Raw genomic sequence first — 15,993 nt, forward strand, 5'->3', positions numbered from 1 at the left:
TTCTCATCAGGAAAAGTGACCGGCCAGCCTCACTGACCGGGTAAGGGATTACAGGCCAATCGCCCTGCGGTGCTCTGCCAGACGGTCGACGCCGTCGACTTTCAGCACCATGTTAACGACGTCAATCTCGATGACTTCGCGGCCATCAATCGTGAGCTGGTAATAGGCGCACTCGGTCGACATTTTGGTCGTGCCGCTTTCGCCCTGCTTGTTCTCACCGCCGTCATATTCTTTGTGACGGCCACGCATCACCACCTCGACGGCAGAAATCGCGCCGGTGTCATCACGCTGGAAAGAGCCGGTAAAGCGCAGCGGCACACTGTCAGCCCCCGGCGAGGCATACTGCGCCCACAGTTCAACGTCAGGCAGACCGCCGAGCGTCCATTCCAGCGACAGCGCGTCGTCATCGAGGCCGAGGTCAATTGATACCGCGCCCGGCATCCCGCCTCCGCGATATTTCTCCAGCTTGCGGGTCAGCTTTGGCAGGGTGACAGATTCAACAACGCCCATGTAGCTGAGGCCATCGTTGAACATATTCAGATATTTAAGTTTGCGGGGTAACGCCATGTTCCTGGCTCCTTAGCTGTTGACCGCATCCGACAGGTTCGCCAGATAGGTATCGGTGATGCGCTGGCGCAGGGTCAGGTTCTCCAGCGGCGGGACGGGGGTGTAGTCGTAATCGATATACAGCTTCCCGACTTTCAGGGTCGCGGTCTCGTTCGACTCCGGGTCATACCAGCAGGAGCCGTCAACGATATACCCGTTATTTTTCAGCTCGCGGAATTTGGCATTGATACCCGATACGATGTCGCGAATGAGGGTCGGGGTGATGGGTTTATCCATCGCCCACGCGTGCGCCTCCGCCATCGTGTCGGCCAGTACCTGCGCGGTGCGGGTGTAGTTCTCATACAGGAAAAGCGGGTCATCTGAGCAGGTGCGGTTTCCCCAAAACTTGAAACCGTCATTGCGGATAAGCGTCGTAACACCGGCTTTGTTAAGCAGGTTGGCGTCGGTCGCGGACTCCTGCAAATCCCATGATACCGAGGCACTGACGCCGGTGACGCCATTCACGCCGACGTTTGAGAGGGTTTTATGCCAGCCGACTGTCTGGTCAATTTTGGCACGCAGACCGAGCGCGCGCGCCGTTGCCCAGGCTGTCGCAGTCTCATTCGCCGTGGTGTCCCATGCCAGAAAATCAGGGAAGATAACCATCAGCTCACGCTGGCTGAAATTCTCGCGGTAGTCGATGGCGTCAGAAATGGTTTTGCAGCCCCACGCACTGACATAGCCAAAGGCGCGCAGGCTCTGGCAGGTGGACGCGAGCGCCGTCGCCACTTCCTGCGGATCAAGACCCGGCACGCCGAGAATGCGTGGCTTCACGCCGGTGACGGTCTGCGCCGCCAGCAGCGCTTTCAGGCCGGTGTATTTGCCGTTTTCATCGGTCGTGCCGATGATGTTGGAAATGGTTTGTTTCTTCCCGGCCTCCGGGTCATCCGGGTCTTCTGCACCTTCGGCCACGCGCACGGCCACAATGACCGGCTTACACTGGTCAGCGATGGCCTGCAGGGACGTCGACAGCGTCCCCTTTTTTCCCGCCTTGCCGATAGCACTTTGTACGTTGGTAATGAGCACCGGCTCATTGAGGGGAAATGTCTTTTCGTCAGCATCGCTGGCCGTGCAGACCATGCCGATGATGGCCGTTGAGACGGTGGAAATGGTACGCACGCCATCGTTAATCTCGATGACCTCTACGCCATGATGAAAATCACTCATCCGTTTAACTCCGTGGTTAAGGGTGAGTGTATTTTCTGTTGTGTGGTGATGGCGGGCTATTTGTCAGGGTTGGATAAGGTCTGGCACAACCGGAGGCAGGAAAGCGCGGGCAACCGCCCGCCTGAATTACACTGGTTATGCTGGCTGTTCCGGCCATGTGATATCGGGTGCATCTTCGGGTTTTACCCTGTTGAGCATGACGCGATACTTTTTCCATGCGAGTAAAAGTGCGTTTTCATCTTCCGTTGCTTCGCCTAAATCAGCGGCATCCTGCAACGGGGCGATTTCAGTCGCAGCGGCAGCCAGTAATTCCGCTTTTTGTGCTTCCGCCTGCTTACACAATTCGACCGGTGAATACTGGCGTGGCTTAATTTCCCCCTCGCTGAATACCCACCCACCCGAAATATCTACGTTCTGATTTTTCACGGTAATATCAACTTCAACGACACTAAAATCTCGCGGGTAAATACTTGAAACGTCCTTGCTGATACTGCGAATAATACCGGCCTCGTCATAGGCCACTTTCAGCGTGTCGGGTGAGAAACTGGCCTGAGATTCATACCAGTCACGACCATCCTCAGAAATAAAAAATTCGGCGCTATGCTCTTTCATCAGAAACAGGCTGTATTCATCATCCGGCGTGTAAATTTTCAGGTTTTTAAGATGCTGCATTTTATCCTCCACAATTTTAAGCGGTCACATTAATCCAGGTGCCGTTGATATTTTTCTGAACATACCGGACATACAGACCACCAACGTTGGAGCTACCGCCGACCATCCAGATTGAAGTTGCAAACGCGCTGTCATTGCTGGACCATCCGGCCCCGTCCCAAAACTTACGCTCCTGCGGGGCGCTGACACGAATATTCTGCACGTAGCGCGCGTCAGACTCTGCTTTTGTGTAAGCCTGACCTGCAGGCGTGAAATTCCCTTTGGGTTGAAAGGTGGCGACAAGATAATCTTTCAACCAGCGACTGCCCCATGCGGAGCCGTAAATGTTCCCGTCTGATGCCATGCGTGCCGAGCCGTTACCCGCCTTTAATTCTCCGATTGCTACGCAGTCCCCACGCACAACAAGCGGCTTTATACTTTCAACGACGCTGGCGTTAAACCGGAATACATGTGCGGAGTTCGCATAAACATTCAGGATCCCATCGCCTTCCTGTTTAAAGCCGGTATCGCTGTCGCCTAAAACAATGGAGTGACCGCCGAGGCCGTTCGCCGTTCCAATTCCCAGCGCGCCATTAATCGTGCCACCGGTGATCGGGAGTGCACCGACATCACCTGCCCCCGGCTTATTTTGCGTATTGTATTCACGCGCCCACGGCGTCCATCCCCCTGTGCTGTATTTACTTCGGGACCAGATTCGCGAGCTGTTGTAAGTCCGATAAACCTGAGTCACTCCGGCACTTTTAAGCACCATCAGGGACCCCGCATTATTCTCCGGGTAATTCAGTGCTGCGCTGGTATTAACATTCGCATCCTGGGCATACAGTCCCGGCGTCTGATAGCTGTCAAGATTCTGGTTTGCACCAATCATCACGACCTGCCCGTCAAAAATATCCTGCGAGGTGATGCTGATATCACCGGTAAGCGCCTTTCCGTTTACTTTTCGCCCCGACGGCACGCGGCCATTCGCATTATCATTCACGGCTTTTACTGCCTTTGGAGTGGCGGCCAGCAACTCAGACTCACTGTCGGTGGCGCTGCTGAGTTTCACAATACCTTTTTGCGCCGTGGTCGCGTCCTGAGCCGTATATTTACCACTGGCAAGGTCATACGCCGCCTTGACCGCTTTCGGCGTCGCTGCGAGCGTCTCAGACGTGCTGTCGGTCGCGCTGCTGAGTTTAACGATACCTTTCTGCGCCGTGCTCGCGTCCTGAGCCGTATATTTACCACAGGCAAGGTCATGAGCCGCCTTAACCGCTTTCGGCGTTGCGGCGAGCGCCTCAGACGTGCTGTCGGTCGCGTTGCTGAGCTGCACAAAGCCTTTTTCTTTCAGCGTAGCGTCAGGATGGTTGCGGGACCGCTCATGCTCAGCCAGTTTGTCGTCGACATAATCCTGCGTGGCCATCACCGTTGTCGCATCAATGGACAGCTCCACCGAGGCGACACTGCTGACAATAATCACCATGCGACAGGTCTGCGCACGCCCGGAGCCCTCAGCCAGCTCGGGCTTGTAGCTCTCCGCCATATTGGCAACTGCAATCAGCGTGCCTGCGTCATCATACAGACCCAGCTCACGCATCCAGAAGCCGCCCACCTCGGGAGGAATGACCAGCTCTGCCACGATATAATTTTTATTTTTGTTGTCCTGGCTGATTTTATTCAGCGCATGATGCCAGACTTCATTGATGAGTTTTACCTGACCGGCGTTCGGCTCCGACAGCACACCGCCGCCATCACCGACGGCCATCGCGGTAAGGTTCACCTTTTTACCACCCGGCATCGTGGCCGCCGCCAGTTTTGCAGCACCGGCAGTAGTGATAATTGTTTTAAATTTCGTGCTCATTATTCCTCACTCATCCGGGGTAAACCGTAATAATGTCACCGTCATACACCACACCACCGACAAACATATGACCGGGAATGTCCTGAATAATATTCAGACCTATCAGGTGACGGCTCGCGGGTTTCGCATCCGCAATCAGGCGCTCCATTTCAAAATACATTTCCTCAGAAATACCGCTTTCCAGCACACCGATATCAAGCCGGAATGTGCCGGGCGGGTCGCTGGTCTCCCACCACTCCGTGACGTTGATGACATAGCCGAGCGGCTCCACCACCCGACGAACAGCGCCGATAGTGCCTTTGTGGCAGTGAATAAAGTACGCATCACGGATGACAGCGCGCTTCGTTTCCTCCGGCCAGTTCTCATCCCAGCGGTCGACAGAAAACGCCCACGCCAGCCACGGCAGCAAATTAGCCGGGCAGGTGTCAGGACTCCACAGACGACGCAGCGAGACGGGGGTGTTTTCGATATCCGAGCAGGCACGCGCCGCCGCCACTTCAAGCGGTGACGAGCCCACCGGCAGCAGGCGGGTATCACTCATCCGAGCCCCCGATCACAACGCTGTAATCAGTGCAAAATGACGCCTGCGCACTGCTGAGCACGAGGTCAGCCACCGGCGCGGTCAGCTCCACACGCTGGACACCTTCGACATGCAGCGCGGCATAAATGGCAGACAGACGAATGTCACGCCCGAGGCGGTGCTGCGCACTGATATAGCCCTCCAGCTTTTTCACGGCAGCGGCGCGAATGGGTTCACTCTCGGGACCGGGATAGAGATAAAGCGAGGCGGTTATCTGGTAGTCAACAATGTCGGCTGACTGTACCGTCACACGGTCGGCGACCGGTCTGACATCTTCGGCATTCAGCGCGTTACGGACAACAGTGAGCAGCTCATCAGACGCGACACCGTTGTTTTCACGCGACAGCACAGAAATTGTCACACAGGCGGGCGACGGGCTGGTCACTGAGATATCTGCGACCCGCCCGTCAGCGCTGCGACCATGGAACTGATAAGCGCCGCCAGACCCGGCCACGCTCATTCCTTCAAACGCCTGCTGAATGCGCAGACGGTAATCGGTATCCGATTCCATAACGGCAGGTGTGGGCGGCAGCGTGGTCTCATCGGCTGGCGTGATAACAAGACGCCCGACGCTGAAATTTGCGCCGATATTATCGAGGTCATTACCGGCGGCATACGCCAGCATGACCGCGCGCGCCGATTCATTCACGCGCTGACGCCAGATAACCTCACGGTAAGCGTTCTCCTGCAGTAACTTAACCATCGGCTCAGATTCAAGTGTCAGCGTGCGCGCGACCGCCTCCTGCTGTTCCTCGGGATACAGTGAGACAAGCGTCGCCTTTCGCTCTGCCAGAATGGTTTCATAATCCAACTCATCTACCACATCAGGCGCAGCGAGCAGACTCAGGTCAACAATAGCCATAGTGTTTAACTCAGTGGAATGGTGATAGAAAAGGGCTGGCCTGACGTCGACCGCGTGCCGGTGATATCGACATACATCGCGCCGTCATTCTCCCCGCGTTCAAAGGTGATGGTCGTCAGGCTGACGCGTGGCTCCCACTTCTGGATCGCGGAATAGCACGCGGCCATAATCTGCAGGCGTAGCGCCGGGGTCTGCGGCTGGTCAATAAGCGCCGACAGCAGCGAGCCGTATTCACGACGCATCACACGCGAGCCAACCGGCGTGACCAGAATGTCGCGCACGCTCTGCCGGATATGCTCAACCTCAGAAATACTGAGCCTGGTATGACGGTTCATTCCCAGATAGCTCGTCGTCATTTTGTCCCCACCGTCCTGTCATCGCCCCGTTTCACGCCGCCGTGGTCATGGTCATCCACCTGCACGCCGTTTGATTTAAACGTACCGCCGCCGTGCTCGATGTCGCCGCTCATCTTCCCGCCTTTTTGCACCTCAAGCGTGGCCGTGGTCAGCTTGTTGGTGCAGACCACCTCGGGGGTATCGAGCGTAATGCGGGTGGACGCTTTGACCAGTACCAGCGGCACCGTTGCGGTAATGGAGTCCGACGCGGTAACGTCAGCGGTTTTGATACCGCTCACCGTGAGCGCCCCGATTTCAGGTTCGTACTCAATAACCGCCCCGTCAGGAAAGGAAACGTGAAAGGCATCAGGCGAGGCCGACGGCGCGGGATGGTCATCAGAAAAAATACCGGGCAGCACAAAGGCGGTATCGAGCTCGCCGCCAATAGCAAGAATCAGCACCTGTTCGCCAACTGAGGGAGCCCACCAGACCCGCGAACGACCGGCGCGGCAGGTCAGCCAGTTTAACCAGGTGGTTTGCATGCCGCTGGTCTGCACACGACAAAGCCCCTCATCGGGATTGACTGCAGTCACAATACCGGTGCGGATAAGATTACGGATCGCGCGGGCGATATCCTGAATGGAATTTAAAGTATTCATGGGGAAAGGATGCCGCCGGGCAAGGCCAGCGGCAATCAGGCGGGGTTTTGTGGTATATGAAACAACACTGAACTAGTTAGAAATGAATAAATATTACCCATAGCTAAAATGAGATATTGTCAAATATCCATTCCAGCGGAACTTAATCGTATATTGAGTGAATACTAATTTGATATAAACTGATAATATTACGGTTCCTATTCGGAAAAACACACACTCCCCATGAGACACAGCTGTCTCGTGGGGATAAGATGAAAACAACTCAATTACTCCAAACCAATATTATTTACAATTTCATTGTCAATAGTAACTAAATTCTCAATAAAATTATGAAGTTCCAAGTTATTAGAAGGTGTTTCAATGGACACTATTAATGAGTAGCGAATCATACTCGATTGTCTCTTTTCCTTTTTCAGCTCCTTCCACCAACCACTTACTGGATATATTGCAATATATTTTTTATCAGCTAATTCTGCAGCAGTGCCATTCCAAACATCACTATGTAGAGATCCTCTGCCTCGAAGCTTTTGACCCAACATCCAACGATCAGAATCTCCGCCAGATGAATCTAAATCTTCACTTTCCATTTCGTCTCTGTATTTCTTATTTATTCTATAGACAAAATCAGCAGATTCTTCACCTGCGGCATTGATATCATACCGAAGGCCACAGGAACTATATTTATATTTGTTACCCCAACCACGCTCACCTGGGTTTGGCTCAACAAAATAAGACAAGGTGACTCTAAGCCTTACGTTCTCCGCACCTAACTTTACTAATTCATCAGATGGCCAAGGTAACGTATATAAGACCATATCATTTAACTTACCATCTGCAGTATACGGTTGCATCTGATCTTCAATTATAAGATTGACAGATCTATCACCACTAGATATAGCTTTTACTAGGTTTGGATAACCGTACCCAGAAGTTCTTAGTAAGTTTTCATAGTCTTGTTTTTTTCTATAAGGAGAAAAACGGTCAAAAATAGCTTGAGGCCACTCAGCACTATGAACCACTAAACCTCGAATCGTTTCAGGCCAATATTTAGGGTATTTACTCCAGACTTTAGAAATGAAATTAGTTGCTAGAGCAGTGGCTGCGCTAGTCTCACCGAATTTAGAAAAATATAACCCCGAAGATATTTCATTTGAAGTTGTCATTAAACTTAATTCTTCAAGATCTGCGGGAAAATTACAGGAATGATCAAAGCCGTAATTTCCGCCTTCAAATACTACATCTGGTTTTATAGGTGAACTTCTATGCCATTTAAGAGATGTTGTTGAGGTAGGACCAAGATCGGTTAGTTCAGCTACAGGAACATAGCCTGCAGTTTGAATATTTCCTTCACTTGCCCAATATCCAATCGTCAGAGCATTGTATGAATTAGCAGGATCTTCAATCGAACTGGTTAAATTTGCATCTGGGTAAGCATGAATATATTGAGGTGCCATATTGCCTGCAGAAATAACAAAAAGGCGTTTAGTCTCATCATCAGGTGTTCCAGAACATAATTCATCAATTTTAGCAGACCAGCTACTAGGCGCTCCTCTTAAATTATATTCCGAAGTAACGGCCATCGTATATATTCTATTATTAGATGGGTTAATGGATTCTAAATTATAAACAGCATCGCTAGTTATGGCCCCATATAACCTAGGATCATTAGCGCCACTGTCGGGTAAAATTTTTACAGATTCAATAATTGCAGATATTTCTACAGAAGAATTTTGCAAGGCATATTTTAAATCACCAAATATTACTAGACCTGCAATACCAGTGCCATGACCTTGCTGATCTAGCGGGTTCCAGTGTGGTTCCGCGCTAATGACACAGTCAGTGTTAGTAAAATCCGTTAATAGAGGATGTCCATAAGAAACCCCAGTATCTAAAATGCAAACTGGAGTTCGGTTAGTGGACAAAGTATGATAGAGCGTATTTGACCATTGAAATTGTTCAGTGGCTTCTAAGTTAAGAAAATCGAGAGTTACAGTGTTGGCAGGTCTAATTTCAGCTATACATTGTAGCGACAAATGTAATATATTTAATTGATTAACAGAAGCTAAAACAATCTTGACAACACGCTCCTTAAATTTAAGCGAACCGTTTACTATGGTAATTCCAATTACTTCACATGCACGACTTAGTTCTTCTTGCACATTTTCAGTATCTGCCCCATCAATATTAAGCCATATCTCAACATTTATTATTTCATCTTTATCTATTGGTAATGATTTATTGCTAAACCAAAGGGAACCAATATTTCCATATTCAATTTCAGATATAGATTCGATTAACGTTTTGTTTTTGGGGTTGTTTTTTTTACCCTGTACTTTTGTGCCATAATCTTCGACAAGTAATTTCAACTTATCAAGTTTGTCTTTAGGTACCGATACATTGGCAATAGTTTTGTTGTCAATTTTGTTTACCGACAACAATTTCATACCATGAGAGTCCAAACTACTTATTGCTAAACGTTCGTTTATTTCTATATTTTCTTTAAAAGTTAGAACGATGTTTTTTGGAGGTTCAATATCTTCAAAAAACTCTGTTAAATATCGCTCTCCTTTTTCAGCGACTGACAAAGCTTGTTGCAATGAGCCTCGTATTTTTGCAAAATGAGCATTCCTATTTACCGGTACTATTTTTTTCTCAATTTTCGGTGGAATAGGAGAAAAACCATATAGTTTCTGTTTTAACGATATTTTTATATGTTCCTTCATAAGGTCTCACTCTAATTTTTAATGAAATGATTTTCTTTCCAAAAGCATATTAATTAGCAATTCTTGTGTTACAAACTTACTATTATTTATAATTGACTGTTTTATAGCATCATCACAAGATTTTGATATCTCAGCATAACTTAATCCATCTGCTGATTTTATTATTAGTGAAAAGTCCTGAACCTGCAATTCATAGGAAATGAATCTTGATTTTATTAATTGAGTAAGACCTTCTTTCAAAGGTAAGTCATATTCAATAACATCATCAAACCTTCTGTATAACGCATTATCAAGAATTTCTTTATGATTAGTTGCAGTAATAATAAGACTATCAGATCGATGGTCATCTAATAACTGTAAAAAAGTATTAAGTACTCGACGAATCTCACCCACATCATTCATCATACTTCTTTTAGAACCAATGGTGTCAAATTCATCGAAAAGGTAAACACCCTTATGCTGTGAAATATAATCAAATATATTCCTAAGTTTCACTGATGTTTCCCCCATAAACTTAGTTATAAGTGAGTCCATCCTTACTGTGAATAATGGGAATGAAAGCTCATGAGCAATGACTGATGCAGTCATTGTCTTCCCTGTTCCCGGAGGTCCATAAAGCATCAAATGTCGGCGAGGAATTAGCCCAAACTGCCTTATTTTCTTAGAATTTTTATTTTCATCTAAAAATCTCAACACCTTCATTTTTACAGGTGTAGAAAGGATTATATCTTTGATTGAAACAGTGGGATGACTCACAGTAAAAAGGTCTGTGGAGGAATGACTGATTAGAGCAGTGCTTGATGATACAATTTTAGGATATGAATTATTTTCTGATTCTAAATCAGATAATTTGGCTTTTTCAACTAAAGTCCGAAGTTCATCTGCAAAATTACCGTGCCCAATTTTTGCTTCGTGCGCAGCAATTTGTAATACAGTCGTCAGAAACTTTCTGTTATCTTTATTAATAAAACTTTTTATTAATAACTTTAGTTGATTTGCACTAGCCATATTAAACCCTATATTTTATATTAAAGTTTACTCAATGGAGTTCATCTCCATTCATGTAAGCCTTCTGTTTCTCATCATATAACAGAAAAACATTCTTTTCACCCAGTTCCCTTCGTATCAACCATACTTTGCTCACAACAATTTAGTTTATACTATTGACCTTAATTGCTCTAAAGCAACTCATAGTTTAGTATTTCAATTCTTGCTAAAAGGACATAACCCCTGAAACACAAAACCACAATAAGCCATTGTTTTACAACAAAAAATTACCACCAACTCATCACATTACTTTATCTTAATTCATCGTTTCAGACACCTAGGTTCGAAAACTTTAATTCAAATACTTTGCGACCAGCTCTTCAATACGCTGCTTATCCGCCAGTGTGAATCCTAGCAACTGGCGTTCTGGGTATACCACGTCCTGAGCATGAGGGTTAGGCCGGTCTTTGAGTCCGAACTGGTGAATCCGGGCAATACGTTGCACTTTGCCGGTAAACTCCACCACAGCAGCATCATTGTGGCCACTGGCTTTCATGTAGCGACTCGTTCGCAGCTTCTGAAACATAGCCCGTTTTATTCGCCCTTTTTTCGCCCTGAGCGGCTGGCGTTTTCGGCTCTCATACGGTGAGCCGTCCGGCGCTTTTTGTTGCCTGATACGTTGCTGCTGTGCAGCGCGCAGTTGTTTCGCTATCTCTGCGGCCAGCCTGCGCCGCGACGCCGGTGACAATGCCCCGATAAGCCCCGCCATCTGGTCATCAAAAGGCGTTAATTCACTCATCCCATTTACTCACCAGCACGCCATTGATATAGAGCTCTGTCGGACGGGTGACAGGCTCCGGCAGGGGCGGCTCCGGGGCATAGCTGACGTGTAACGCGCCGTTTTCTTCCCGGACAAGGGTGCGCTCAGTCAGTTGCAGGCTGATACTGATATCAACATTATCCCCGTCATTTAAGTCCATCTGGAATCGATAGCCCTTTTTGCGCCCCTCATCGAGCGTGCAGATATCCGGCTGGTTTTCTCGCAGCCACGCCGCCACCGGCACAAAAATCAGGTCTGGGTCGCCGACAAAGTCACACACAATCACATTCAGCGTGTATTTCTTTTCATGGGACAGTGAGGCCGTGAGACGCGCATCGATATTCCCCTCATCGGCAAAGATGCGCATCATCTCGGGGTTATTCATGAGCTGCGGGACGGCGTCATTCAGCGCTTTGCGCAGGCTTTTCATTTTCTGCATCGATTCTATCCTGACAGTCTTTGATGGTTTCGACCTTAATCGCACAGGCGGTGAGCGCATACTCCAGCCTGCGAATATCGGCACTCAAATCACCGTTATTGACGGGGTCGCTTCCCGGCATCGGGCAGAGGCTCACCTTCGGGCAGGCGTTGTAAACAACGGGCGGCGGAGGCGCAGCCGGTTCGGATGTGCAACCGGCGCACAGCATCAGGCAGCTTATCGCTGTACCAGCGGCGTAACGTCTCATTTTCATTCATCAGCCTCGTTATGGTTTCTTCCCGTCTTGCCGCCTGCTTACCGGCAACGGCCAGCTCATCACCGAGCCTGACCTGCGCATCCTCATTCGCCCTGGCGATTCGCTGCGATACGGCAAGCTGATTTTTCAGCATGCCAATTGTCGTCTTTTGCGCACTGGCGACGCGGTTCGCTTTCTCAAATGACCTGGATAAGTTCTCATTTTCATGTCGCAGCCACAGCAACCCGGCCAGCGCAGCAACCAGAAGGATCACAATGAATCTGGACACATCCCCTCCCCTTCGATGCGCTGACGGTAAGCAGTACGCACAGCGTTAAGCACCAGAACACAAATCAGATACAGCAGCGCCGTAAACAGCCATCCCGCGCCGACCAGACAGGCAAAAACGCCAGCAAAAATAAGCAACGACCAGAAGCGACGCAGCGGGGAAGGTTTACGACAAAACACAAAACGAAAAACCTTCATTAACGCATCATTCAGCGGGATACCCTTTTGCCGGTTTCCCTGCCAGTGCTCATAGGCAACCACACCAGCGAGGCTGGCAGCAATGCAGACCAGACAGCCAAACAGCGCCCATATGGCAACGAAATTGACTGCCACGCTCTGCGAGTTCGTCAGCCCCATAAACAGCATCAGCGCCAGCAGGAAATCAAAAATCAGTGAGGTAATATGTTGTTTCATTGAGTAACTCCTTTCATGCAATACGCCAGCTCCCGCGCACGGCGGTTCTCCAGCCCTTTGTTTTTTGTGCCGTTGACATACACCCAGCGGGTGAGCTGGTCGCACGCCTGCCACCACTGATGACGTTTGATATACGAGACCAGCGTCGACCTGCAGGCCGCACCGGTTCCGACGTTAAACGCAAAACTGACCAGCGAGTCATAGACGCGCGGTGGCATATCCACCGGCACACAGACCGCGAGCCGTTGCTCGACGTTAAGCACATCGGCAACGAGATTCTCCGCCGCCTGTCGCTCGGTGATATCCCCTTTAGGGACCACCCCGGCAGTGTGGCCGATGCCCGACGTCCACACTCCCGCGCTGCACTGGTAAGGTGTCAGGCGACATCCTTCGAGGTCGGCAATCAGTGCCAGCCCCTCGGGCGAGGTGTTAAGCAGACGAAAGTCAGGCATCAGCGCGGCCAGCGCCAGCACGGCGGCCACACTGCAGCGTTTAATGATTGAGCTCACGGGCAGCCTCCTTATCGAGTCCGAGTGAGGTCAGGTAGCGATACGTTTTGCGCTTAAACCAGTAATTCGTCAGCGCGGTAAAAATGGCGCAGGCACTCCCCACATAGAGCGCCAGCTTTTCAGGGGACATTGCCCCGAAATACGCCAGCCCCACGGCCAGCCAGTAAGCGATAAACGTCGTGATTTTTTCCACACTCAGTCCCATAAATTCACCGTTTCGGTTTTCGGGGCGCTGCCAGTTTCGGGCAGCTCTATTGTCGTGCCGTGCGGCAGAATAACGCCCAGCTCCGACAGACCCGGATTCGCCTGCAGCACCGTTTCAACGACGCCCTCAGTGCGCCCGTAATACCGGGCGCAAATCGCATCGAGGGTGTCGCCCTGCATCGCCCTGACCTTCATCAGATTTGACCGACAATACAGCGCGGCTTGTCCTGAATACGTGCCACAGACCAGCGCATATCCCGCCACAGCTCATCGATAACCGCCTCGGTGCTTTCCGCCTTGCGGTCGCCTTTTGCCGTCGCATCGATGCCGCGATAGCGCTCAAACAGCGTGGCACTGGTCATGGCGCAGACAGCGCGGAAATAGTGGAAACAGCGCACGCTTTCGCCATCAATATCATCGGCAGGCACATCGGCCAGCGTGTCATGCCCTGCGGCCATCTGCTCAAACCGCCACAGGGCAAGCTCCGCATTGGTTTCAGCCATACCGGCTTTAATCGCATCATTCAGGCGCAGCGCGGAAACGGTCTGCTCCAGACGCATCAGCTCGCGCACACGCTTCGGATCCACATCAGGAAAAAAGAAGGTGTTTTTTATTACCGGCTCGCTCACGCCCGGTGGTGGTATCACCACGCCCGGCACATCCTGCGGCTCTTTTTTTGGCTCAATAATCACTGTCGTCATGACAACCTCGGGTAATGGGTGGGCGGTGGACGCCGGTCGCAGTCAGGGCAATCAATACCCGCATTGACCGGCGTGCCGCCCGGCTCGGGGAGCGCTCTGTTAACCTGCGGCTTTTGCCGCTTTCGGGGGACGCCCGCGCCGTGCCGCCGGTTTAGCGGCAGGTTTGCGCGTGCGCGGTTTATTCTGTTTGGGTGCGGGTTCTGCTTTGGGTTTCAGCGCGCGCTCGAGCTGTTCAATATCTTTTTTCACACCGACAGTTCGCTCTAACTGGATCGCACGCTGCAGGTGCGCCAGCGCGTCAGTCAGACGGCCAGCCTCACGCAGCACGTAGCCGGTAATTTTGTGCAGCTTCGCGCGCACGATATCCGGCATGTCTGCCCGTTCGGTCAGTGCGATGGTGTCGAGCAGGAGCGACAGCCCGACAGGCTGTTTCGCATCGAGCAGGCGCTGTGCTGACAGGGCGACCTCTTCGGCCAGTAAATACGGCGTGGTGCGCCGGTGGCCGCCGGTCGGCATGGTCAGTCCATAGGTCATCGCATAGCGGGCAATCTCCAGCGCACCGGCGATGTCATCCGCATCGAGACGCCACAGCATGACGGTCATGACAATGTCATCCTGCCCCCCTTTTCCGGCGCTGAGGACACCGGACACCCACGGCAGATAGAACGGCAGCAGTTCACGCTTTTTGTCTGCCTTGCGTTCATTGGAGCGGATTTGTTTTAACGTGCGACAGTCTGCGGCCAGCTTGACGAGCATCTGCTCATAGGCAGTTGCATTGCGCAGCGGAGCAGCAGCCCGCCGCGCAGTTTCAGAGGCCGAGACCCGCATCATGTGACGCGCTGCGGGACTCGTCATGGCTTATTCCCCGCTTTCCGGTGCAGCAGGTGCAGTGAAGTCACCGAGTTTGATGTTTTCAATCAGGCAACCGGCGGCGTAAGCCTCGACCACATAGTCAATATTCATCGACTCGTAGTTTTCGACGCGGTCTTTCTTCGGCTCCTCGATGATGGCGCGGCGGTGTGCATCATCCATGAAGTAAATCGACAGGTTATCGAGACGCGTCACCATCAGGGCATTCGCCGGGAAATACGGCACACGCACAGCAGGCAGGTTGCCGATACGCTTCTGGCTGATGATGATGTCAGCGGCCAGCGTTTCGCTGTTTTCCTGCGCCTTGTTGACCAGCGGAAAATATTTATCTGCCATCAGCTTACGGCCAGTGATAACGACGAGCTCCGGGTCATCCTGATAAATCTCATCAATCAGGTTGGTGGTCGAATCCATCACCAGCGCATCGAGGTTTTCATAGTCACCGTTTTTACCCACGCGGATCACATCAGAAATGACCTTGCCGTCATCATCGGTGACGTTGGACATCACGCGCGCAGCAGCTTCATTGCGGTATTTCTGCAGCCAGCCCACCGCGACATCCTGCAGCATCGGATTCGTTTTGCGGTTGGAGGTCTCCGCGCGGGTGATACCGTTGAAACCGGCCATGATGAAATCGAGCGACTGACGCTTGATAATCGCGTCACGGATACGGGTCTGAAAGTCCTGGAATCGCGCCCACAGGTCGAGCTGCTTGTAACGAATATGGAAATCAAAGTTGATTTGCGCACACTCGTATTTGTTGGATTCGAGCGCAGTGAAATCAGCGGTCTTACGCTCGTCATCGGCGGCGGTGTCCGTGGTGCTCGCAATAGTACCGTTGACGCCGACCCCGACTTTTTCGCCTTTCAGCTCGTCCACCGGCACGATATTGATTTTGGTCAGAAACGCGGATGACGCCTGCAGGGTGGTCATCAGGGTCTGCGTCACGGACGGCTCAACGGTGAATTTTTTCGCCACATCATCGGTGTCGACGCCGTTCAGCTCCGCTACGCGGGACAGGTAAGCATTGAATTTAAAGCGGGTATCTTTACGCATTGTTATTCCTGTTTTTCTAAAAAGGG

The 15,993-nt window shown here is 51.0% G+C and carries 21 protein-coding genes; all 21 read right to left on the reverse strand.

What is annotated here, in order from left to right; translation table 11 throughout:
• Window positions 1-48: 48 nt before the first annotated feature.
• Window positions 49-567: a phage major tail tube protein gene (locus FDW92_RS05095; protein ID WP_041327772.1), complete on the reverse strand. Its 519-nt coding sequence runs from the start codon at window positions 565-567 to the stop codon at window positions 49-51.
• A gap of 12 nt (window positions 568-579) precedes the next feature.
• Window positions 580-1,773: a phage tail sheath protein gene (locus FDW92_RS05100; protein WP_137400559.1), complete on the reverse strand. Its 1,194-nt coding sequence runs from the start codon at window positions 1,771-1,773 to the stop codon at window positions 580-582.
• Between the two features lie 135 nt (window positions 1,774-1,908).
• Window positions 1,909-2,445 (reverse strand): tail fiber assembly protein, encoded by a 537-nt coding sequence (locus FDW92_RS05105; protein WP_135911789.1) that lies wholly within the window; start codon window positions 2,443-2,445, stop codon window positions 1,909-1,911.
• Window positions 2,446-2,461: 16 nt separating this feature from the next.
• Complete coding sequence (locus FDW92_RS05110) at window positions 2,462-4,285, reverse strand: phage tail protein (RefSeq protein ID WP_137400560.1); 1,824 nt, start codon at window positions 4,283-4,285, stop codon at window positions 2,462-2,464.
• Between the two features lie 10 nt (window positions 4,286-4,295).
• Complete coding sequence (locus tag FDW92_RS05115) at window positions 4,296-4,826, reverse strand: phage tail protein I (protein ID WP_137400561.1); 531 nt, start codon at window positions 4,824-4,826, stop codon at window positions 4,296-4,298.
• Complete coding sequence (locus tag FDW92_RS05120; RefSeq protein ID WP_137400562.1) at window positions 4,819-5,727, reverse strand: baseplate assembly protein; 909 nt, start codon at window positions 5,725-5,727, stop codon at window positions 4,819-4,821. The genes FDW92_RS05115 and FDW92_RS05120 overlap by 8 nt, the downstream gene beginning before the upstream one ends.
• Window positions 5,728-5,732: 5 nt before the next feature.
• Window positions 5,733-6,083 (reverse strand): GPW/gp25 family protein, encoded by a 351-nt coding sequence (locus tag FDW92_RS05125; protein WP_137400563.1) that lies wholly within the window; start codon window positions 6,081-6,083, stop codon window positions 5,733-5,735.
• The gene (locus FDW92_RS05130; RefSeq protein WP_137400564.1) at window positions 6,080-6,721 is read right to left on the reverse strand and encodes a phage baseplate assembly protein V; all 642 of its coding nucleotides are present in this window, start codon (window positions 6,719-6,721) and stop codon (window positions 6,080-6,082) included. Before FDW92_RS05130 ends, FDW92_RS05125 begins: the two co-directional genes overlap by 4 nt.
• Window positions 6,722-6,987: 266 nt before the next feature.
• Window positions 6,988-9,444: a S8 family peptidase gene (locus tag FDW92_RS05135; protein ID WP_137400565.1), complete on the reverse strand. Its 2,457-nt coding sequence runs from the start codon at window positions 9,442-9,444 to the stop codon at window positions 6,988-6,990.
• Window positions 9,445-9,462: 18 nt separating this feature from the next.
• Window positions 9,463-10,452, reverse strand: a complete 990-nt coding sequence (locus tag FDW92_RS05140; RefSeq protein ID WP_137400566.1) for an ATP-binding protein — start codon at window positions 10,450-10,452, stop codon at window positions 9,463-9,465.
• A gap of 331 nt (window positions 10,453-10,783) precedes the next feature.
• On the reverse strand, window positions 10,784-11,230 hold the full coding sequence (locus FDW92_RS05145; protein WP_137400567.1) for a phage virion morphogenesis protein: 447 nt from the start codon (window positions 11,228-11,230) through the stop codon (window positions 10,784-10,786).
• Entirely contained in the window at window positions 11,223-11,690 is a 468-nt protein-coding gene (locus FDW92_RS05150) for a phage tail protein (protein WP_137400568.1), read from the reverse strand. Before FDW92_RS05150 ends, FDW92_RS05145 begins: the two co-directional genes overlap by 8 nt.
• Window positions 11,653-11,898 carry an Rz1-like lysis system protein LysC gene (lysC, locus tag FDW92_RS23115; RefSeq protein WP_249357155.1) on the reverse strand — a complete coding sequence of 82 codons (246 nt, stop codon included), beginning with the start codon at window positions 11,896-11,898 and terminating at the stop codon, window positions 11,653-11,655. The genes FDW92_RS05150 and lysC overlap by 38 nt, the downstream gene beginning before the upstream one ends.
• Window positions 11,786-12,214, reverse strand: coding sequence for an Rz-like lysis system protein LysB (lysB, locus tag FDW92_RS23175; protein ID WP_137400570.1), 429 nt, complete (start codon window positions 12,212-12,214; stop codon window positions 11,786-11,788). Before lysB ends, lysC begins: the two co-directional genes overlap by 113 nt.
• Window positions 12,196-12,627 carry a DNZ54_00345 family protein gene (locus FDW92_RS05165; RefSeq protein ID WP_137400571.1) on the reverse strand — a complete coding sequence of 144 codons (432 nt, stop codon included), beginning with the start codon at window positions 12,625-12,627 and terminating at the stop codon, window positions 12,196-12,198. The genes lysB and FDW92_RS05165 overlap by 19 nt, the downstream gene beginning before the upstream one ends.
• On the reverse strand, window positions 12,624-13,136 hold the full coding sequence (locus FDW92_RS05170) for a lysozyme (RefSeq protein WP_127791799.1): 513 nt from the start codon (window positions 13,134-13,136) through the stop codon (window positions 12,624-12,626). Before FDW92_RS05170 ends, FDW92_RS05165 begins: the two co-directional genes overlap by 4 nt.
• Window positions 13,120-13,341 carry an HP1 family phage holin gene (locus tag FDW92_RS05175; RefSeq protein ID WP_016153631.1) on the reverse strand — a complete coding sequence of 74 codons (222 nt, stop codon included), beginning with the start codon at window positions 13,339-13,341 and terminating at the stop codon, window positions 13,120-13,122. The genes FDW92_RS05170 and FDW92_RS05175 overlap by 17 nt, the downstream gene beginning before the upstream one ends.
• Window positions 13,332-13,535, reverse strand: a complete 204-nt coding sequence (locus FDW92_RS05180; protein WP_137400572.1) for a tail protein X — start codon at window positions 13,533-13,535, stop codon at window positions 13,332-13,334. The genes FDW92_RS05175 and FDW92_RS05180 overlap by 10 nt, the downstream gene beginning before the upstream one ends.
• Entirely contained in the window at window positions 13,535-14,041 is a 507-nt protein-coding gene (locus tag FDW92_RS05185) for a head completion/stabilization protein (RefSeq protein WP_137400573.1), read from the reverse strand. Before FDW92_RS05185 ends, FDW92_RS05180 begins: the two co-directional genes overlap by 1 nt.
• Before the next feature lie 99 nt (window positions 14,042-14,140).
• Entirely contained in the window at window positions 14,141-14,896 is a 756-nt protein-coding gene (locus FDW92_RS05190; RefSeq protein ID WP_137400574.1) for a terminase endonuclease subunit, read from the reverse strand.
• A gap of 3 nt (window positions 14,897-14,899) precedes the next feature.
• Window positions 14,900-15,967 carry a phage major capsid protein, P2 family gene (locus FDW92_RS05195; RefSeq protein WP_127791805.1) on the reverse strand — a complete coding sequence of 356 codons (1,068 nt, stop codon included), beginning with the start codon at window positions 15,965-15,967 and terminating at the stop codon, window positions 14,900-14,902.
• Between the last annotated feature and the right edge of the window lie 26 nt (window positions 15,968-15,993).

Source organism: Citrobacter sp. wls706 (assembly GCF_005281305.1).
In the GTDB taxonomy this organism is placed as follows: domain Bacteria; phylum Pseudomonadota; class Gammaproteobacteria; order Enterobacterales; family Enterobacteriaceae; genus Citrobacter; species Citrobacter werkmanii.